This window comes from Natronospira proteinivora, from assembly GCF_024170465.1.
Classification (GTDB): Bacteria; Pseudomonadota; Gammaproteobacteria; order Natronospirales; family Natronospiraceae; genus Natronospira; species Natronospira proteinivora.
Window position 1 is genome coordinate 1044885 of record NZ_JALJYF010000002.1, and the last position, 18578, is coordinate 1063462.

22 protein-coding genes and 1 riboswitch are annotated in these 18578 nt (G+C 60.4%); of the genes, 12 read left to right on the forward strand and 10 right to left on the reverse strand.

Going from position 1 to position 18578, the window contains the following annotated elements; genetic code table 11:
• Positions 1 to 13 precede the first annotated feature (13 nt).
• The gene (locus J2T60_RS11720; RefSeq protein WP_253450372.1) at positions 14 to 406 is read right to left on the reverse strand and encodes a hypothetical protein; all 393 of its coding nucleotides are present in this window, start codon (positions 404 to 406) and stop codon (positions 14 to 16) included.
• A 44-nt stretch (positions 407 to 450) separates the two neighbouring features.
• Here J2T60_RS11720 and J2T60_RS11725 point away from each other — a divergent pair, with 44 nt between their 5' ends.
• Entirely contained in the window at positions 451 to 2052 is a 1602-nt protein-coding gene (locus J2T60_RS11725; RefSeq protein WP_253450375.1) for a Na/Pi cotransporter family protein, read from the forward strand.
• A gap of 9 nt (positions 2053 to 2061) precedes the next feature.
• Here J2T60_RS11725 and J2T60_RS11730 read toward each other — a convergent pair whose 3' ends face one another.
• Positions 2062 to 3696 carry a cation:proton antiporter gene (locus J2T60_RS11730; protein WP_253450378.1) on the reverse strand — a complete coding sequence of 545 codons (1635 nt, stop codon included), beginning with the start codon at positions 3694 to 3696 and terminating at the stop codon, positions 2062 to 2064.
• A gap of 125 nt (positions 3697 to 3821) precedes the next feature.
• Between J2T60_RS11730 and J2T60_RS11735 the strand changes: the two genes are divergently transcribed.
• The 5 genes from J2T60_RS11735 to J2T60_RS11755 all read left to right on the forward strand — a co-directional run bounded on the left by J2T60_RS11735 (position 3822) and on the right by J2T60_RS11755 (position 9349).
• Positions 3822 to 5249 carry an amidohydrolase gene (locus J2T60_RS11735; RefSeq protein WP_253450382.1) on the forward strand — a complete coding sequence of 476 codons (1428 nt, stop codon included), beginning with the start codon at positions 3822 to 3824 and terminating at the stop codon, positions 5247 to 5249.
• Positions 5249 to 6535, forward strand: coding sequence for an amidohydrolase family protein (locus J2T60_RS11740; protein WP_253450385.1), 1287 nt, complete (start codon positions 5249 to 5251; stop codon positions 6533 to 6535). Before J2T60_RS11735 ends, J2T60_RS11740 begins: the two co-directional genes overlap by 1 nt.
• Before the next feature lie 223 nt (positions 6536 to 6758).
• Positions 6759 to 6986 carry a hypothetical protein gene (locus J2T60_RS11745; RefSeq protein WP_253450389.1) on the forward strand — a complete coding sequence of 76 codons (228 nt, stop codon included), beginning with the start codon at positions 6759 to 6761 and terminating at the stop codon, positions 6984 to 6986.
• 133 nt (positions 6987 to 7119) lie between these two features.
• Entirely contained in the window at positions 7120 to 8328 is a 1209-nt protein-coding gene (locus J2T60_RS11750; protein WP_253450392.1) for an NHL repeat-containing protein, read from the forward strand.
• 13 nt (positions 8329 to 8341) lie between these two features.
• Positions 8342 to 9349, forward strand: coding sequence for a YbgA family protein (locus J2T60_RS11755; RefSeq protein ID WP_253450395.1), 1008 nt, complete (start codon positions 8342 to 8344; stop codon positions 9347 to 9349).
• 17 nt (positions 9350 to 9366) lie between these two features.
• On the opposite strand, the gene J2T60_RS11760 is transcribed toward J2T60_RS11755, so the two are convergent.
• On the reverse strand, positions 9367 to 10122 hold the full coding sequence (locus J2T60_RS11760) for a hypothetical protein (protein ID WP_253450398.1): 756 nt from the start codon (positions 10120 to 10122) through the stop codon (positions 9367 to 9369).
• Positions 10123 to 10331: 209 nt separating this feature from the next.
• On the opposite strand from J2T60_RS11760, the gene J2T60_RS11765 reads away from it, so the two are divergent.
• The gene (locus J2T60_RS11765; RefSeq protein ID WP_253450401.1) at positions 10332 to 10751 is read left to right on the forward strand and encodes a DUF4168 domain-containing protein; all 420 of its coding nucleotides are present in this window, start codon (positions 10332 to 10334) and stop codon (positions 10749 to 10751) included.
• 68 nt (positions 10752 to 10819) lie between these two features.
• Complete coding sequence (locus J2T60_RS11770; RefSeq protein ID WP_253450404.1) at positions 10820 to 11194, forward strand: PilZ domain-containing protein; 375 nt, start codon at positions 10820 to 10822, stop codon at positions 11192 to 11194.
• 85 nt (positions 11195 to 11279) lie between these two features.
• On the opposite strand, the gene azu is transcribed toward J2T60_RS11770, so the two are convergent.
• The 3 genes from azu to J2T60_RS11785 form a co-directional block, all read right to left on the reverse strand.
• Positions 11280 to 11735 (reverse strand): azurin, encoded by a 456-nt coding sequence (azu, locus tag J2T60_RS11775; RefSeq protein ID WP_253450407.1) that lies wholly within the window; start codon positions 11733 to 11735, stop codon positions 11280 to 11282.
• A gap of 103 nt (positions 11736 to 11838) precedes the next feature.
• Positions 11839 to 12075: a DUF2835 family protein gene (locus J2T60_RS11780; protein WP_253450409.1), complete on the reverse strand. Its 237-nt coding sequence runs from the start codon at positions 12073 to 12075 to the stop codon at positions 11839 to 11841.
• Positions 12068 to 12475: a DUF4156 domain-containing protein gene (locus tag J2T60_RS11785; RefSeq protein WP_253450411.1), complete on the reverse strand. Its 408-nt coding sequence runs from the start codon at positions 12473 to 12475 to the stop codon at positions 12068 to 12070. Before J2T60_RS11785 ends, J2T60_RS11780 begins: the two co-directional genes overlap by 8 nt.
• A gap of 115 nt (positions 12476 to 12590) precedes the next feature.
• On the opposite strand from J2T60_RS11785, the gene J2T60_RS11790 reads away from it, so the two are divergent.
• Complete coding sequence (locus tag J2T60_RS11790; protein WP_253450414.1) at positions 12591 to 12788, forward strand: hypothetical protein; 198 nt, start codon at positions 12591 to 12593, stop codon at positions 12786 to 12788.
• 34 nt (positions 12789 to 12822) lie between these two features.
• Here the strand turns inward: J2T60_RS11790 and J2T60_RS11795 are convergent, their stop codons facing one another.
• Complete coding sequence (locus J2T60_RS11795) at positions 12823 to 14052, reverse strand: TraB/GumN family protein (protein ID WP_253450417.1); 1230 nt, start codon at positions 14050 to 14052, stop codon at positions 12823 to 12825.
• Between the two features lie 135 nt (positions 14053 to 14187).
• Between J2T60_RS11795 and J2T60_RS11800 the strand changes: the two genes are divergently transcribed.
• The gene (locus J2T60_RS11800; RefSeq protein ID WP_253450420.1) at positions 14188 to 14754 is read left to right on the forward strand and encodes a hypothetical protein; all 567 of its coding nucleotides are present in this window, start codon (positions 14188 to 14190) and stop codon (positions 14752 to 14754) included.
• Positions 14755 to 14926: 172 nt separating this feature from the next.
• Positions 14927 to 15013, reverse strand: a riboswitch (cyclic di-GMP riboswitch).
• Positions 15014 to 15110: 97 nt separating this feature from the next.
• Here J2T60_RS11800 and J2T60_RS11805 read toward each other — a convergent pair.
• A complete protein-coding gene (locus J2T60_RS11805) occupies positions 15111 to 15749 on the reverse strand; it encodes a c-type cytochrome (RefSeq protein WP_253450423.1) in 639 nt (212 codons plus the stop codon).
• Positions 15750 to 16104: 355 nt separating this feature from the next.
• Here J2T60_RS11805 and J2T60_RS11810 point away from each other — a divergent pair, with 355 nt between their 5' ends.
• A complete protein-coding gene (locus J2T60_RS11810; protein WP_253450426.1) occupies positions 16105 to 16590 on the forward strand; it encodes a TonB family protein in 486 nt (161 codons plus the stop codon).
• Between the two features lie 70 nt (positions 16591 to 16660).
• On the opposite strand, the gene J2T60_RS11815 is transcribed toward J2T60_RS11810, so the two are convergent.
• Complete coding sequence (locus tag J2T60_RS11815) at positions 16661 to 17290, reverse strand: YbhB/YbcL family Raf kinase inhibitor-like protein (RefSeq protein WP_253450428.1); 630 nt, start codon at positions 17288 to 17290, stop codon at positions 16661 to 16663.
• Positions 17291 to 17374: 84 nt separating this feature from the next.
• Between J2T60_RS11815 and J2T60_RS11820 the strand changes: the two genes are divergently transcribed.
• The gene (locus J2T60_RS11820; protein ID WP_253450431.1) at positions 17375 to 18010 is read left to right on the forward strand and encodes an alpha/beta hydrolase; all 636 of its coding nucleotides are present in this window, start codon (positions 17375 to 17377) and stop codon (positions 18008 to 18010) included.
• A 209-nt stretch (positions 18011 to 18219) separates the two neighbouring features.
• On the opposite strand, the gene J2T60_RS11825 is transcribed toward J2T60_RS11820, so the two are convergent.
• The gene (locus tag J2T60_RS11825; protein WP_253450433.1) at positions 18220 to 18564 is read right to left on the reverse strand and encodes an HU family DNA-binding protein; all 345 of its coding nucleotides are present in this window, start codon (positions 18562 to 18564) and stop codon (positions 18220 to 18222) included.
• Positions 18565 to 18578: the final 14 nt, after the last annotated feature.

Consider the following 18578-nt stretch of genomic DNA (forward strand, 5'->3'; position numbering starts at 1 on the left):
GGCCGGGCTTCTTTTATTGTGACAAGCGGCCCCGCATCCAGGCCAGCACCAACCAGATGGCGATCACCAGGGCGAAATACTGAAGGGTTAACTGACCCTGTTCCCAGTGGGTGAGTCCATCGCGCTCAAGCAATTGCAATATGGGCCAGCCGGAAAAACCAAATGCCAGCATTAAAAGCCACTGACTTTCATCACCGCCCTGGTAGTAGCGGTAGGCGGCTTGAAAACTCAGGCCGCCGGCAATGGGCCCGGCGACAATCGCTGACAGGAGCAGAGCATCCTGCCAGGCCATCCAGAGCAAAAAGGTCCCCGGTATCAGGGCTGCGTACAGGCCATAGCGCTGACCAAAGCCCATCATGGCCTTGATCCATCGTCGGTGTGTCTGCTGACTGGGTGCTCGTCGCATGATTTCGGGCTCGGTGATGAACTACTTCAGGCTATCATTGGATCATGACGGTGTGGAACGTACTGAACTTTGTCGGCGGAGTGGGCCTGTTCCTGCTCGGCATGAAGTTGATGACCGAGGGCCTGAAGGTGGCCGCCGGGGATGCCCTGCGCCGTATTCTCAACTTTGCCACCCGCAGCCGCTGGCGGGGGTTGGCCTCGGGCGCCCTGATCACCGGCGTGGTTCAGTCTTCCAGTGCAGTGATCTTCGCCACCATTGGTTTTGTAAACGCCGGCATTCTTGGCCTCAGCCAAGCAGTGGGGGTGATTTACGGCGCCAATCTGGGCACCACGGTCACCACTTGGCTGGTGAGCGTGGTGGGCTTGGGTTTCAGTCTCAAGACCTTTGCCCTGCCCTTTATCGGCGTCGGCATGATGATGCGCCTGGCAGCCCGTTCCGGGCAATGGCGTGCCTTGGGCGATGCCATTGCCGGCTTCGGGGTGTTCTTCCTGGGCCTGGATGTGCTCACCGACCTTTTCCGGGATACGGGGCCGATGTTTACGCCGGGCTCGGAGGCCCTTGGGCTGGGCATGCTTTTTTTACACTTGCTGGCCGGCTTTTTCATGACCGTGGTGATGCAGTCTTCCAGCGCTGCCCTGGCGGTGATCCTGACGGCGGCTGCCGGGGGCCTGCTGGGATTGCCCGGGGCCGCAGCCATGGTGGTGGGGGCCAACCTGGGCACCACTTCCACCGCCGTCTTCGCTGCCCTGGGCGCGACCGCCAATGCCCGCCGGGTGGCAGCCAGCCATGTCCTGTTTAATGTGGTGGAAGCGGCGGCCATCTTCCTCCTGTTCGGGATTCTGTTGGGATTTGTACAATGGATGGCCGGCCTGATCGGCATGGCCCAGTCCATTGCGGTGTCTCTGGCCATCTTTCATACCACCGGAAAACTGATCGGCCTGGCCCTGATGTGGCCGCTGACGGGATTGTTGGTGGCCTGGCTGGAGCGGCGTTTTCGAAAAGGGGGCGTCGATCTGGCCCGGCCCCAGTATCTGGACGAGGCGGTTTTGTCGACGCCCAGTCTGGGGCTTCGAGCAGTTGATCAGGAGTTACAGCGGGCTCTGGTGGCGGTTTCCCATTTGCTCAGCGATGCAGTGGGGGCACGGCGCCCGGATCCGCGCCTGCTCAACCAGAACCGGGATGATCTCCAGCAACTGCTGGATGCCATCAATGAGGCCACCCAGAGCTTGTCTCGTCATGAGCTCTCGGAATCGGCGGCCGAACGTTTGCCCGACATCCTGAGGACCACACGGTATCTGGAGGAATTGGCTGAACGGGCCGTGGAACTGGATGAGATGGCGCGCCGTTTGCCCCTGCGCTGTCCGGTGGAATCGGCGCAGTCTCAGGGTTTATCTGCCCTGGCGGGCGAGATTAGCCGGGAACGGGATCCGGAGAACAATCGCCTGGATGAGTTTGAGCAGTGTTACCAGCGGCTCAAGTCTGATCTGCTGACCGCAGGGGCCACCGGCCGTCTCCCCAGCCGGGCTATGAGCGATTGGCTGGATTATTTCTCCACCCTGCGCCGGGCGGTAAAGGTCAATAGCCGGGCGGTCCGCCATGCAGCCCGGGTGAGTAGCATGGCGGAACCCGGCGACCAGGCTTCGTGAGACAAGATTTCATGCGCGATGCAGTCGTTCTGCCACCCGCTCTGCCGTACGCTCGGCAGCATCCTGGAAGGGGAGCAGCAGATCGTGATCCGGCAGGCCGGCCAGGGCACGGATATCATCCGGATGATGCGCGGTAAGCATCACCCCGCCTTTGAATCCGGCGTGAGTTAGGCTGTCGATCAATCCCCGGTTCGCAACCGGATCGGGCATGGTGCTGATAACCTTGCGGGCTTGATTCAGGGGCAGGCGCTCGGCTAGCTCCGGATCTTCCCCATCCCCATAGCAGGCATTGATCCCTGTGGCTTGTAGGGCATCCACTGCCGATGGATCGAAATCCACGCCCAGTACGGTGACATTGCGTTTGTCCAATTGCAGACAGAGGTCATAGCCGAAACGGCCCAGCCCCACCACAATCACGTCGGCGGGCTTGGCGTCCTCTGCCGTTTCCTGTTCCTGATTCGGTTGCGCGCGTTCAAAGACGCGCAGCCAGGGGGCCAGGCGATCGTAGATGGGGTGGGAATAGAGAATCAGGTAGGTGGACAGGCCAATGGTGATCAGGCCCACCAGGGTGACCAGGCCCACTGTCTCCGAGGAGATATGGCCCAGGCTATAGCCCAGGGCAGCCAGGATCAGTGAGAACTCACTAATCTGGGCCACGGTGAGCCCGGCCAAAAAGCCGGTGCGGCTGCGATAGCCCATCAGGCCCATGATGACCATCACGATAATGGGATTGCCGATCAGCACGAAGGCCGACAGTATCAGGGCCGGACCCACTTGGGCGCCGAGCAAGTCCAGTTCCAACTGCCCGCCCAAATGCAGGAAGAAGAACAGCAGCAGGAAGTCACGGATGGTGGTCAGGCGGGCGCCCAGGGCATCCCGGAAGCGGGTCGAGGCGAGGGAGATACCGGCCAGGAAGGCGCCCACCTCCATGCTAAAGCCCATGGCATCCCCCAGGGCCGCCAGGGCCACCGCCCAGGCGATGCCGAACAACACCAGCAATTCCCGGTTATGGGCAATGAATTCCAGCAGCCGGGGCAGTACGTAGCGCATGGCGATGCCAATGCCCACCAGCATCAAGGCGCCGGCCCCGAATACCCGGGCGGCTTCCAGCCAGGGACCCTCAGCCCCGCTTCCGGCGCCAAAGGCCGACAGGCCAATCATCACCAGTACCACCACAATGTCCTGTACGATCAGAAAACCGATGGCGATACGGCCATGCAGGGCGTCGATTTCCCGCTTGTCCGAGAGGAGCTTGACGATAATGATGGTGCTAGAGAAGGTGAGCGCCACGGCCACATAGAGTGCGGTCACCGGGGACATGCCCAGGGCAATGGCAATGGCATAGCCCACCAGGGAGGTGAACAGCACCTGGCCCATGCCGGTGGCCAGCGCTACCGGCCCCATGGTGCGGATCAGGCTTAGATCCAGCTTCAGGCCCACCACGAACAGCAGTAGGGCGATCCCGAGTTCGGCCAGCAGCTCAATATCGTCTGGCTCGGGCACCAGTTCGGCCACCGCAGGGCCAGCGATGATGCCAGCGGCGATAAAGGCGACAATTAACGGTTGTCGAAGGATCATGGCCAGGGCACCCAGGCCCACGGCCAGCGCAAGCAAAATCGCAATATCGATGAAACCAGTTTCCACGGGTGCTCCTAAAGCCTGAAAACGCAACGAGATTGAACCATAGCCCTGATTGTGCTCTCTTTATATGACAAGAAACAATTCAGGGATTGAAATCCATCCATCCAACCATTGCATGAGGAGGATCCATGGCGATACCCCCATTGAAGAACGCCCTTGTGGCCGGGGCCGTGGGCTTGGCCCTCGGTCTGAGCGCCTGTGGCGAGTCCGACCCCCCGGCACCGGATGCCGAGGATCTTGATATTTCCGTCCTCCAGGACAATTTTGAATCCACTTATCAGCCCTTGCCGCCCGAACATGTGGTCATTACCAACGCCACTATCCTGGTGGGTAATGGCGAGCGCCTGGATAAAGGCAGCATTCACATTCGTGATGGCAAGATCAAGGCCATTGCCGAGGAGATGGATGTGCCGGGTGACGCGCAGGTGGTGGATGCGGAAGGCGGTTGGGTGACGCCCGGCATCATCGATTCCCACTCCCACCTGGGGGTTTATCCTTCCCCCGGTGTTTGGGCCCATGCCGACGGCAATGAAATGGTCAGCCCCAATACCGCCCATGTGAGCGCCGAGCACGGCTTGTGGCCCCAGGATCCCGGTTTCCTGCGCGCCATTGAAGGCGGGGTGACCTCGGCGCTGATTCTGCCCGGCTCCGCCAATATCTTCGGCGGACGGGGGGTGACGGTGAAAATGGTGCCCGGGCGCACCGCCCAGGACATGAAATTCCCCGATGCGCCCCAGACCCTGAAAATGGCCTGCGGCGAAAACCCCAAGCGAGTTTATGGTCAGGGCCGGGGTTCTTCTCCTTACACCCGCATGGGTAACAAGGCCGAGGTGCGCAGTGCCTTCATCAATGCCCAGGACTACCTGGATCGCTGGATTGACTACGAGCGCAAGAAGGCCGCAGGCGAGGATGCGGAGGCACCTAGCCGGGATCTGAGCCTGGAGACCCTGGCCGGTGTGCTCAACGATGAAGTGCTGGTTCATAATCATTGCTATCGTGCCGATGAAATGAAGCATCGCCTGGATATCGCCGAGGAATTCGGTTATCAGATCACGGCCTTTCACCATGCGGTGGAGTCCTACAAGATTGCCGATACCCTGGCTGAGGCGGATGTTTGCTCCGCCATGTGGTCCGACTGGTGGGGCTTCAAGATGGAGGCCTGGGACGGGATTCGCGAAAACGTGCCCATGGTGGAGGCCGCTGGCGCCTGCGCCGTGTTGCACTCCGATTCGGCCCAGGATATTCAGCGCCTGAACCAGGAGGCCGCCAAGGCCATGGCTGCCGCCAACCGGGTCGGCCTGGACGTGACCCGGGAACAGGCCATTGGCTGGATCACCCTCAATGCCGCCAAAATCCTGGGCATCGATGAAGTCACCGGTTCCCTGGAGGCGGGCAAGAACGCCGACGTGGTGATCTGGGACGGTGACCCCTTCAGCGTCTATAGCCGCACCCAGCAGGTCTACGTGGATGGTGCCCGGGTCTTCGATCGGGACGATCCCGCCCGTCAGGGCGAGCTGGATTTCACCCTCGGCATGCTTGGTGAAGGAGCGCAGTAATGCTTAGAACCATCGCAACGATTATCACGGTGGCTGCGGCCACTCTGGCTTTTCCCCTCAAGGCCGAGGTCATTGCCATTACCGGTGGCCAGGTTCACACCCTGGGTGAAGCGGGTGTGCTTGAGGACGCCACTGTGCTCATCCGTGACGGCCGCATTGAGGCCGTCGGTCAGGACGTGAGCATTCCCAACGATGCCCGGCGTATCGATGCCGAGGGCCGGCCCGTGACACCGGGCATCATCGATGCCCATGGCCAGATTGGCCTGGTGGAGGTGAGTGCGGTTTCCGGCAGCAATGACGGCGCTGTCAGTGGCCGAGCCTTTACCGCCGCCTTTGATGTGGCCGACGCCATCAATCCGGCCTCGGCCCTGATCCCCATCAACCGGGTGGAAGGCATTACCCGCGCGGTGGTGGCGCCTGGTCATGGCGGCGGCGGCAGTTTGATCGCCGGTCAGGGGGCCATCATCGACCTCGGCAACGGGTATGACACCCTGACCCGCCAGGGGGCGGCCATGTACGCCAGCCTGGGTGAAACCGGGGCGCAGTTGTCCGGCGGCTCCCGGGCGGCGGCCATGCTGCACCTGCGTGAAGCTCTGCAGGATGCCCAGGACTACCAGGACAATCGGGCGGATTACGAACGTCGCGAGCGTCGGGAATATGCCCTGGGACGCCTGGATCTCGACGCCCTGGGGCCGGTGCTGGAAGGGGAAATGCCCCTGATTATCAATGCCCACCGGGCCAGCGATATTCGGGCCGCGCTCCGCTTGGCCACCGACTTCGATCTGCAATTGGTGATTCGGGGTGGAGCCGAGGCCTGGAAAGTGGCCGAGGAATTGGCGGCGGTGGACGTGCCGGTATTGATCGATCCACTGCAGAACCTGCCGGGCAATTTCGAGAGCCTGGGTTCGACGCTGGAAAACGCGGCTCGCCTGCATGAGGATGGCGTTCGCTTCGCTTTTGCCACCGGTGACAGCCACAATGCCCGCAACATCACACAGGCGGCCGGCAATGCCGTGGCCCACGGTTTGCCCCATGAGGCTGCCATGGCGGCCATCATGTCTGTTCCGGCCGACATCTGGTCCATTGAAGACCGAGTTGGTCGTCTGGAGAGCGGATTGGAAGCAGATTTGGTGATTTGGGACGGGGATCCCCTGGATGTAACCAGCTACCCGGATCATGTCTTTATCCGGGGTGCTGAAATGCCCATGGAAACCCGACACACCCGGCTCCGGGACCGTTACCTGGAGGTCCACGACCTTACCCTGCCTCTGGCGTACCCGCGTTAGGCGTTATTGTTCGGGTCGGAATGGCCCGAGACAGGGAAAAAGGCAGGAAGGCGCCCTGGGGACCCCGGGGCGCCTTTTTTTTGGCCTTTCTATCCGACGAGCGGCGCTAAAAAAAGCCCTCTGGGCTGGTCTATAATTCCAGGTGGGCCACAAAGGCGACAGGCCTTACCTGCCCGGATTCAGGATATTTCCGTAAATGGCCGTCAATCGGCGGAGGTGCACCATGAAGCGGACCCAGCTATCGGTATTTCTCCTGTTTTTTTCGTTCTTTCTGTTTACTGGCTGTGCCCTTGCTCCGCCTGAGGCACCTGAAGATGGAAAGATGCTGCAAATGGAGCCCTACCTGGACTATGAAAAGATCGAGGCGGTAAACCGGGCCGCTAATCGATCCGGGGCTCGGGTGATTTGGGTTAACCCACCCACGAAGAAGCATACCGAATCCGAACGGTAGCTAAGCGTTATTCGTGGATTGATTCCTGTGGATATCATCCTGGGATAAACTGGGTTTTCATGGAGCAGCCTTGGAGGGGGCGTCTGGCCGTTCTCTCCAATACAGTGCCAGATCAAGCTGGTATGATTCCCCTATGCCTACTGTCATCAAACTGTTGTTGATTTCATTGGCCTGGCTGTTGCTGGCCGGCTCGGATGGCTGCCCCTTCGATCTCGATGGTTTGATCGATGATACCGGCGGCGGCACCGACGGCTTGACCCATGCCGAGGCTGAATGGGTGGTCGGCCAGCCGGATTTCACCAGTGGCACGACTGGCCGCTCGGCGGATGCCGATACGCTCAATGATCCGGTGGGCTTGACCCTTGCCAGCAACCGTCTTTTTGTCGCGGATTTTGCCAATAATCGCGTGATGGTGTATCAGCCTGTCCCCGATACCAATAATGAGACTGCCGCCTTCGTTCTGGGTCAGCCGGATTTCACCGAATCGGAGCGTAATCGGGCCGATGAGGGCATGGCCAGGCCCCAGGGGCTGCTGGCACGTAGCTGGGGCCTGGTTCTGGCAGACAGTGATAATCACCGGGTGCTTTTGTGGGATTCTCTGCCCGGCTCCGGCAATGTCTCGCCGGATCGCGCCTTCGGCCAGCCTGATGTGGCCTCAGATCTGGGTTCGGCTTGTACCGATGACGGGCTGAACCAGCCCTGGGGGCTGTCTCTTTCCGATGATCGTCTGGTAGTGGCCGACCACGGCAACCATCGGCTCATGATCTGGGACCGCAACGATCCCTCCGGACAGCCTGCTGCGGGGGTGCTTGGTCAATTTGACGCCTTTAGCTGCAACGCCAATGGCGGAGAAGGCGTTCCCGCTGGTGATACCTTCAATCGACCCGCCGGCATCTGGTCCGATGGTAATCGCCTGGCAGTAGCTGACCAGAACAATAATCGGGTCCTGTTGTGGGACAGTTTTCCTGACGCCGGCGAACCTGCCGACCGGGTCTTGGGACAGGCGGACTTTTCCTCTCGCAACCGCAATGCCGGTGACCTGGAGCGGGGGATGAATGCCCCCAGTGATGTGTTCTGGGCCAACGGCCGCTTGTTTGTGGCCGACCAGGATAACCATCGCATTCTGGTGTACTCCGGTTGGCCGACCGGCGACCATGTTCGGCCCGATGCGGTGATCGGCCAACCCGATCGAAACAGTAGTCAGGCCAATAACACCGGTGATGAAAACACCATCAATGCCCGCAGCCTTCGTCGGCCCGAGACGGTGTGGGCGGACGACTCTCGCCTGATTGTCTCGGATACGGGCAATGATCGGGTGCTGATGTTTTCCCTCGACAACTGATCCAGGGATGCCCATGTCGGAGCACGGCAAGCCATCCATGGCCGCTCGGGGCGGTGTCCTACCCCGCCTCAGTGGCAGTGACCGGATTCCCGTGGGAATCAGTAGTTGCCTGCTGGGGGAGGAAGTCCGTTACAACGGCGGCCACAAGCGGCATCGCTATGTGGAGCAGGTACTGGGGCGCTATTTTGATTACCTGCCGCTGTGTCCGGAAGTGGCCATCGGCCTGGGCGTGCCCCGACCACCCATTCGCCTGGTCGGTGATCCGGATGCCCCTCGAGCTGTGCACGTGGATCAGCCGGATCACGAGGTGAGCCAGGACCTGTCCGGCTACGGCCGTCGGCAGGGCCAGCGCTTGGCCGGTCACATCAGTGGTTATATTCTGAAGGCCAAATCACCCAGTTGCGGCATGGAGCGGGTCAAGGTCTATGACCGCAAGGGCATGCCCACCGGCAGCGGGCGGGGGCTTTTTGCGGCCGAGCTGATGGCGGCCCAGCCGGTACTGCCGGTGGAAGAAGAGGGTCGGCTGAATGATCCCCATATCCGGGACAATTTCATTGAGCGAGTGTTTGTCTACGACCGTTGGCGGCGCATGATTTCCGAAGGGCTGACCAACAAGGCCCTGGTCAACTTCCATACCCAACACAAATTCCTGATTCTGGCCCATGACCAGGCTGCTTACCGGGCATTGGGGCGGAAGGTGGCTCTTGCCGGCCAAAAAGATGTGCAGACGCTGGCCGGCGAGTATATTGAGACCCTGATGAAGGCCCTGTCACGCCATGCCTCCCGGCGGAATCACGCCAATGTGCTGATGCACATGGCGGGATTTTTCAAGAAAAAGCTCGATGCCCAGGATCGGGAGGAACTCCACGAGAGCATTCATGCCTATCGGCGAGGGGATCATCCCTTGCTGGTGCCCTTAACCCTATTGCGCCACCATCTCCACCGACACCCTGATACCTATATTGCCGAGCAGCACTATCTGGACCCCTTCCCACGGGAGTTGGGCAGTGGTGAACGCTAGTACTGCCCGCTTGACCCTCAGAATCCTCCGAATTCGAAGCGCAGTCCCAGCATGCTGCTGGGCTGGATCCCGTCCAGGTCCATGGCCGCGGCACGAATGGCAATGGCGTCGGTGACATAGATGGACAGGCCCACGTCCATGCTCCACTGGCTCTCAATATCCGTGGACCCGCTTCCCCGGGTATAGACCACGGCCCCGTCCACTTCGATTCGGTCGGTGGGTCGGGCACGAATCCCATAGCGGCCCCGCAGCATATTGAGGTCTTCACGATCGAGCTCGGCGGTGTCCCAGCGGTCCTGCAAATAACTGACGGTCAAATAGAAGGCGGCCCGGTCGGAATAGTGTTCCTGCAGGCCCATGCCAAACTCCCGGGCGGTGCGCTCGCCCCGGTGCTCATAATCCCCTTCCTGCCAATTGAGAAAGAGATAACTGCTATCTCCGGCCTGAATGGCGCCCTCCAGGCGCCAGCTGTCGGCCTCTACGCCCGTTTCTTCCAGTTCCTCGGTGCCCACCCAGGCGGTGACATGGTTGAAATCGAAGTTCAGGCCACCTCGTTGGGACTGGGGGCTGCGCTGGGCCGGGGGTTGCCGGCGCTCCTGGCCTGGCTGACGGGATTGCATGGCCAGTTCCACGCTTTGCCACTCATTGGCGGCATTCATGGGGTCAGCGAGGCTGCCGTCAGGCTCGGTTGGGAACTGACTGGCGCCCGTCCCGCCGGAAACCAGGAGGAATGCGGCAAAAACGGCGCTAAGTATCGAGAGCTTGATGGTCATAAATGCGGGCTTCCGGGTTGGTGGAATGCCTGCCATTATAGAGACTTGGTCCACTTTTCTCATTGCTTTGTTGATTTGTTTTTTCTATCCCCCAGGCGGTGCCGGGGTCCCTGAAAGGGGCGCCAATCAAGCCTGGCTGTGGTAGCCTTAGCGTCTGATCTAACTGAAAACAAGTGCCATATCGGCCTGGATTTTGAGGAGAGAGGTTCATGACACGTGCTTCCTTGATGCTGCTTGCGCTGATTCTGTTGTTCGGCGCCCATGCGGCCCTGGCCCAGGAGCCCCCGGAGACGGACCCTGAGACCAGCCCTTCGGCGCAGCAGCGAGATGATGACGATGAAGAAGAGGCCTTCTTTGGCGACCTGGAGCAGAGCAAGGTTGATTCATTTGCTGAGGTTCACCCTCGGATTCGAGAGCTGGAACAGGATTTTGTTCGTCGCTTGCGTGATCGCGAGGAGGGGCAGGATACCCGCGAGATGCAGCGGGAGCTGAGCGAGGAACGGCTGGAGATGATCGAGGATGCAGGACTGACCTCGGAGGAATATCGCCAGATTCTGGAGGGTATGGCCCAGAGCGAAGACCTGCGTGAATATATTGAAGACCAATACCCCGAGGATTTCGAAAACTGAGCCGGCATTGACGTGGCGGGCGCTCGGGGCAACGTCCGGTTCTTCCCGCCTTGCCATAGGGAGGCGTAATGATGGCTGGAACAGGGAATGGTGAACGGCGACGGCATACGCGGGTCCGGTTCCGGGCCAGCGCACGCCTGTTCACGGACGGCACTCAATGGCCTTGCGAGTTGCTCAATGTTTCAGTCAAGGGGGCCTTGCTCACGCAGCCATCTGGCTGGCCGGGAAGCGCGGGGGATCGTTGCCTGTTGGAGATTGCTCTGAATGGGGGCAAGCCGGTGGAGATGGAAGTCAACGTGGTCCGGGTGGAAGCTGAAAAGATCGCCTGTGATTGGGATATGTTTAATGTTGCCGGCTTTGTGCAGCTGCGCAACATGCTGGAGTATCAGTTGGGGGACCCGGAGCAGGTAGCCCAGGAACTCGCTTTCCTCGAACAAGACTGAATTTCGGGTTCAGGCTGGATTTACGTAAAAAGCCGCGGCGGGTGAGCCCTGCCGCGGCTTTTTTTTAGCGTCTGCAATCGAAGGGTCAGTCGGTGATCTGAACCGTTCCCTGCATGGCATTCCAGTGGCCCGGGAAGGAACAGAAGAAGCGATAATCGCCTCCTTCCTCGAACAAGCCGGGGTCCAGCTCCAGGGTGGTGGATTCACCCCCGCCAATCAGATCCGTGGCGGCAATCACCCGATCGTCACCGGCGGGCACATAGTCATCGTCGGACGCAGCCATGGCATCCTCAGCCAAATCTTCCAGGTCATCGGCTGTCGTAAAAACGATATTGTGGCCCATGGCCGTTACCGGCATCTCGCCCGAATGGGTCAGGGTGAGTTCAATGCTGTCACAACTGCGGTCAATGGTAATCTCGTCGGTATCAAACTGCATGTTGTCATCGCTGTCGACGGTAATACTGCAGTTGTCGGCGCTTGCATGGGTGGCGAAGCCCAGCAAGGCCAGCCCGGTGAGGGTGATGATGATTGAGCGTTTCATAGTGCGCTCCTTCTTTTTTTGCGGGTTTATGGCTTGAATGGATTCGGCCACCAGTGTTTAGTCGGACAGAAAAAACGGCCGTTTGGTTCAATCCCCGTTTGCTTCAATCCACGGGCTCGAAGCTGAGGATGCGTTTGCTGTGGCTGTCGTAAATCATGGCAAAGTAGCCGTGTACTCCGTCCTGGTGCAGGAAGTTCCGTAGCGTAGTCGTGGGCATCACCACCTGTTGACCATTCTTGGCCAAGGCGGTGATGCGGGGCATCTCGCCCTGGTAATACGCCTGGATGTCGGCCCAATCCAGGTCGATGCGCAGTACCAGTCGAATGGGCCGGTCAGCCATTGTATTGCTGGACCGTTACCCCTTCTTCCTCGTCTTCATCCGCTTCCGGCTCCCCTTCACCAGCCTGGTTTCCTTGGCAGGAGTATATGCCGTAGCGTTGCTCGCCGTCCTTGATTTCGCTCAAGGGGACCACCGTATCGCCGCCCCGTTCCACTGCGTGGTTGCGGGCCAGAACCTGCAGATCGGATTCCACTTCCTCCTCGTGCCGGTCCATGCCCACGACCCGGGCCAGTACGGAGACTTCCACCGAACCCAGTCGTTCGCAGTCCGCTACCCTTTCCTTCGGCAGCACCAGTACCTCGTCGGCACCGGTATCCGGGCGGACCCAGGTGCAGGCGGCTAGCGTCAGCACCGCCAGTAGCAGTCCATAGTTTCCAAGCGTCTTGCTGTTCAAGCCCATGGGATATCTCCTCGCTGTGAGCGGTGAATATTGTCGCAATATACTGCCATTTCAACCGAGTCATGGCATGGTGTAAAGCTGTTTAACATTCATTGCAAAGCAGAGGAATGCGCGCATGACGGATAACCTTTCCACAATCGAGCTGGTATTGATTGGCGCCTTGGTGATTGCTGTCCTTTTTTGGTTTAGCCGCGGTCTTGGCAATTTGTTCCAGGAAAGCCGGGAAGCTCCCAAAGACTGGGTTGGGTTGCTATTGCCCCTGGCCGCCGTGGTGGCCTTTGTACTGTTCATGATGATGATGGTGTCACGCTAGTGGCCTGTGTGGCCACCGCTTACAGCCGGGCGGGTTAGGCCGAAAACAGGTGTTCGAATACCCGAAATCCCCCTAGATAGGTGCCTGCCGCCGAGCCCAGGGAAACAAAAAGGAAGACCAGCAGGGTCCGTGCCACCCGATTGCGCCACCATCCCGACCAATGGACCACTTGATCGCGCAGACCCTGGAAATCGGCTACTCGCGGTCGTCGCAGGCTTAATTCAATGGCGGCGGCCACGAAGCCGGCACCAATCGTCGGGTTGAGTGAGGTCAGGGGGGCCGCCAGCATGGAGCCGAGAATGGTCAGGGGGTGGGCCAGGGCGGCAGCCGCCCCCAGTGCCGAGAGTCCACCATTGATCAATACCCAGTCTCCGAACATCCGCAGACCCAGCTCCGGGCTTCTTGCGAAGCCCAGGGCAAAGCCACTGAGGATGATGGCCACCACCACCCAGGGCAGATAGCGTGGCCAGCGCGCCGGTGGCGGGGTGGTGGCCAGCTCAGCCTCTCTCTGCGCATCCCGCGCCTGGTTTTTCAGCGCATCCGCCAGGCCTTTCAAATGGCCGGCGCCCACCACGACCAGTACTTCACGCGGCCGTGACTCGCTGTTTTCCAGTTCCGACAACAGGCGTTGTGCCATGTAGTGGTCTCGTTCTTCCACCAAAGTGCGGTGGAGGGCCGGTGATTGTTCGGCCAGCTCCCGAAAGCTGCTTTCCACCACATCGCCTTCCTTGAGCTGTTCGATCTGTTGGGCATCCACCTTTTCCCGACTGAGCAGCGAGGTGAACAGACCCGCAATCATCGGCAGCCGTTGCCACCATTTTTGGGAGCGGTAGACCCGGCGCAAGGTGATGCCCACTTCCCGGTCCACCAGCCAGACGGGTGCCTGCCGCTCCCGGGCGGCATCCTCCGCCCACCGCATCTCGGCGCCCGGTTCACTCCCCAGTTGTTCGGAGAGTCGTCTTTGATAGGCACCCAGGGCCAGTGTGGCCGCCACCATGCCGGCCTTGCCTTCCCGAAAAACCTGAAACAGGTCCAGCTTGGCCAGATGTTCCGGATCCCGCATGGCTTGCCGCCGTGTCTCGCACAATTCCACAGCAACTGCATCAAAGCGTGTCTCGCCCGCCATCTGCCTTGCTTCTTCCGCGCTGGCCCGGGAAACATGGGCGGTTCCCAGAAGGGTGAAGCGAACACCGTCTCTTTCCACGATCTCTCGCGGCCCTTGGGCGGGCGTGTTGGTCCCCTCAGCGTGTCGCGTTTGTGGCATGGGCGTTCTCCAGGCAAGTCGCCAGCGTTAGCCGGTAATGGCTTGAGCCAGTGGCAAAAGCGGCCCATTATAGGGGGCTTGGGAGCTCAGTGCGATCTGGGCTTAATTGATATTGCCTTGATTTGAGACAGCGCCATGACTACGCAGACCTTGCAGAATGGAATCATCGTTCTGGCCACTGTCATGATTTTATCCGCCTGCGCGGGACCCGAAGAACGTTCCGAGGGCCAGGCCGCATTCTCGGGCCCGGTGTCGGTGGCGTCCTTGCTGACGGTGGAGGAGTTCCGGGCTGCTGGGTTGGACCGCCTGAGCGAGGAAGAGATCGCGGCCTTGAACCAGGCACTTGGCCGGGCACTGGCCGCTGGCGATGAAGGCCCTCGGGCCGACGAGGGTCCTATGGCCGCCTGGGAAGTCAGTGAAAGCAATCCCTTCGCCACCTTTGGCATGGGTGACGAACATCCGGCCTCAAGGGCCCAGGATGAAATGCCGGCCAAACTTGCCGAGGCGATTCCCCGCTGGCAATCCGATACGCGCATTTTTCTCGAAAATGGCCAGATCTGGCAAGTGGCCGGCACTGTCCGCTCAGGACTTCCCAGTGCCGAGGCTGGCGATCGGTTGATCATCAGTCGAGGCGCATTTGGCAGCTTTCGCCTGTCCCTGGAGGGTAGCAATCGTACGGTGAGTGTGCGGCGTAAGGAGTAAGTCGCGGTCTCGACGATTTCGGGGAGAATTTGACGGACCAAAAAAAACAGCGCCAGGCTCCAAAAAGCGTGGCGCTGCAAGCTCGAAAGAAAAGGGGCGCAGACCCGATGGCGGGTGGGGGGAGTCCATTCTTTGCCTTGGGAGGGGGGGTCCGGGCAAAGAAGCACTTGCTTTCGGCAATCCCGCCATCGTAGGGCCTACGCCCCTTAGACCGGTGATTTTGCGCCCCCATCTTTCGATGGGTTTACCCTTTATCGTGCAATTGCATCGTGCAATTTCGGCCTATTGTAGACCGCGCGCGGCCTTCTGGCAAGGAAGGCTGACCTCTGCGGTAGCCTTCCTTGCCCGTGTCCGGTTCAGCGCCGGTACTGTTCCATGATTTGGATCGGTCCAGGCTGACTGGCATAAAAGGCGGCCAGATCCCGCATGTCCCGGTCGCTCAGGTCTTGGACCTGGCCGACCATGACGGCATTGTCTCGGGTGCCGTCCTGATATTGACGCAGGGACTTATACAGGTAGTCCGCATACTGTCCGGCCAAGATGGGGCTGGGTGGTGCCATACCTTCAGGACTATTGCCGTCATCACCGTGGCAGGCGGCACAGCCCCGGTCCTGGGCCACTTCTTCCCCGCGTGCCGGATTGCCCACCGACCGAGCCCGCTTATAGGCGGCTTTTTCTTCCCGCGGCATGCTGGCCAGATAGGCTGCAATATCCTGGATCTCCTGTTCGCTGAGGCCTTGGGATTGCCCCACCATGGTGGGGTGCTCCCGTTCCCCATCCCGATAGGCTTCCAGGGCATGCACAATGAAGGCCGAGTGCTGGCCGGCGATCTTGGGCACTTTATAGGTGGGGTAGGCATTGGTGTAGCCGTCCACACCGTGACAACCGACGCAGGTGTCGGACAGGACTCGGCCCTCTTCCGCATCGCCCTCGGCGCGGGCATCAAAAGCCGTCAGAAGGCCCAGCAGGGCCAGGGATAGCAGTGCGGTGCGCATTGTTTCTGTCTCCAGCTTTTCGGAGTGCTTGCTGTGTCTCGCCGAAGCGAGACAGCTATTAATGGGCTTGGGAGTCGTCCGGCGGGGCCGATGCCCGGGTCGGCGCCCCGGCCCGCCTGACGAAAGGTCGTAAATGTATCAGATTCCGAGCGAAAATACCGCACCCGGATCAGCAAATCCTGCTTCGACCGCTGATTGATCGTTGACGATGGTCTCTGATTGGCGCGAACCTCATCGCCATTTCAGGGTCAGAACCCTTCCAGGCCTACTCGTCAGCCAATGGTGTTTGGTCTGGGGAGTGGGGTGACGGATAATGGTGGGTGAAATTTCTGCTAATCGGGTGGAGAGCGTCCCAATGCTCTGGCTAAGAATGTTGATTTGTGTGCTGATCGCCAGCGTTGTCGTCCTGACCATGGCGGCGGTGGGCGTGCGTTGGTTCTATGACCGGGACCAGCAGGAAGAGAGCGCCGCCGAATTTATCGAGCAGGTGGGGCTGACCGGACTGTTCGATGGGCCCGGCGGAAGTGAACGAGAGCGGGACGCTCGCCGGGAATTCGTGCGTCAGGGGCCCCAGGAGAGAGAACGTCCGACACCTGCCGTGGAGGTCCCGGAGCGGGAAATCACCGGCTTTGTTCAGGTCGAATTCACCGTATTTCCGGATGGCCGTGTGGATGAAGTGGAAGTGGTGGGTGCTCGGCCTGAAGGGATCTACGAAGAACAGGCCCTCCAACAGGTTGAGGCCGCAGATTACACCGGCCAGGTGAGTCCGGCCGAGGAGGATGGGGAGCGACGCACCGAAATCGTCGAGTTCACCGTGCCCGCCAGCGAAATGGAACGCTGAATCGGATAGCCCCCGCCCGGGTTCGACCCTTCGCGATGGTCGATGCCCAGCGGGGGAGCAAGAGGCCGCGCTACAGCTTCACCTTTGGGTTCAGGGTGTAGCGGCCGGTAATCGAAGCCTCGCCCAGCACATGACCCTTGATGGCGGCTTCCACATCCGGACCGCGGAAATCCCCCTCCACAGGCACGCGTGCCAGGGAGGTGGCGATCAGTCGAAAACGGTAGCGGTGGGGAATCTCGTCGTTCCAGGGTGGACAGGGTCCGTCATAGCCGAAGTACTGGCCTTCCATGTCCGGGTCTCCCGCCAGAAAGCCGGTGAAATCGTTCAAGCCCTGACGAGTGCCGTTGGGCCCATCCGGTCTACGCTTGCCTCGCGGGATAACGCTGTCGGAGCAGCTGCCCTCTGCGATCTGGCCCAGGCTTGGGTCGATATCCACCATGACCCAGTGATAGAAGGGGACCCGGGGCAGATCTTTGGATACGGTTTTCCCTTCCTGGTTCACATCATCCGCTTCGCTGGGTACATCCGGATCCACACAGAGGATGAGCAGGGAACGGGTACCTTCCGGCAAGCCGGACCACTGCATGGCGGGATTGCGATTGTCGCCGAGGCGCATATGGTTTTTGGTGTCCGGCACCCCAAAGGCAAAGCGTTCGGGGATGGGGCCATTGTCCTCAAAGCCTTCAATGCGCAGTTCCATCTCTGCCTCCTTCCTGCCCTTGGCGGGCAGCCTTGTTAAAATTCGACGTTCCATTTCCCAGATAGCATCCTAGGACATCCCATCATGGCAAAACTTTCCACTCAGGGGGAAGCACTGGCATTCACCGGCCCGGCCGGCAAGCTGGAGGGCCTGCTCCAGGAATCGGACAGCGACGAGGCACGGGCCATCGCCGTGGTTTGCCACCCCCATCCCTTGCACCAGGGCAGCATGCACAACAAAGTGGCGCATACTCTGGCACGGGCTTGTAGCGAGGCCGGGGCCGTGAGCCTGCGATTCAACTTTCGCGGCGTGGGTGGCAGCGAAGGGGAATTCGATGAGGCGGTGGGGGAGACGGCCGATGCGCTGGCGGCGGTGGCCTGGATGCGGGAACACTATCCCGGATTGCCCCTGTGGCTGGCGGGCTTTTCCTTCGGCGCCCAGGTCAGCCTGCAGGCCAGCCCCAAGGCAGGGCCGGATCGTCTGATCACCGTGGCGCCGCCGGTCCAGCGATTCGGTGGTACCCGACCGGCCCGGCCGGATTGCCCCTGGTTGCTGCTGCAGGGGGAGGCGGATGAGGTGGTGGATCCCCAGGCGGTGTTTGACTGGGCCGAGCGCTATGCCGAGCCGCCGGAGATCGCCCGTTTTCCCGAGGTGGGGCATTTCTTCCATGCCAACCTCACGCCGCTCCGCGAACGGGTTTTGGCCTTTCTCAAGGAATGAGAAAGGCCAAAAAATCTTCGTGGAATACCTCGGAGGATAAGAGCGGACCGCCAATACGTCATTCCATTGCGCAGTCACAAAATATGCCCAATGTGAAGCTTGACGAGTGCTCTATCTTGGCAAGGTGATCAATGCTACGAGGAACCATAAAAAAGCCCGCCTGAATCCAGGCGGGCTTTTTACGACAATCCCCATGGGGGAAAGCGTGATCAAATCATTTCTTTCAAACCCTTGAGGGGTTGGACCTTCACCGCCTTGCGAGCTGGCTTGGCCTTGATGGTGATTTCCTCGCCGGTGAAGGGGTTGACCCCCTTGCGGGATTTAGTGGCCGGCTTTTTCACCGTCTTGATCTTCAAAAGACCCGGCATGTTGAATACTCCCGGTCCCCGACGACCCACATTGCGCTTGATCTCCGCATGCAGGGAGTCAAACACCGCGTCCACATCCTTGCGGGTGAGACCTGTGTCGTCGGCAATCTTGGAGATCAATTGTGCCTTGGTTGGCGGCTTGGCGGCTGCCTTGGCAGCCGTCTTCTTTTTCTTGCGAGTTGCCATTAAGGGCTCCTTCT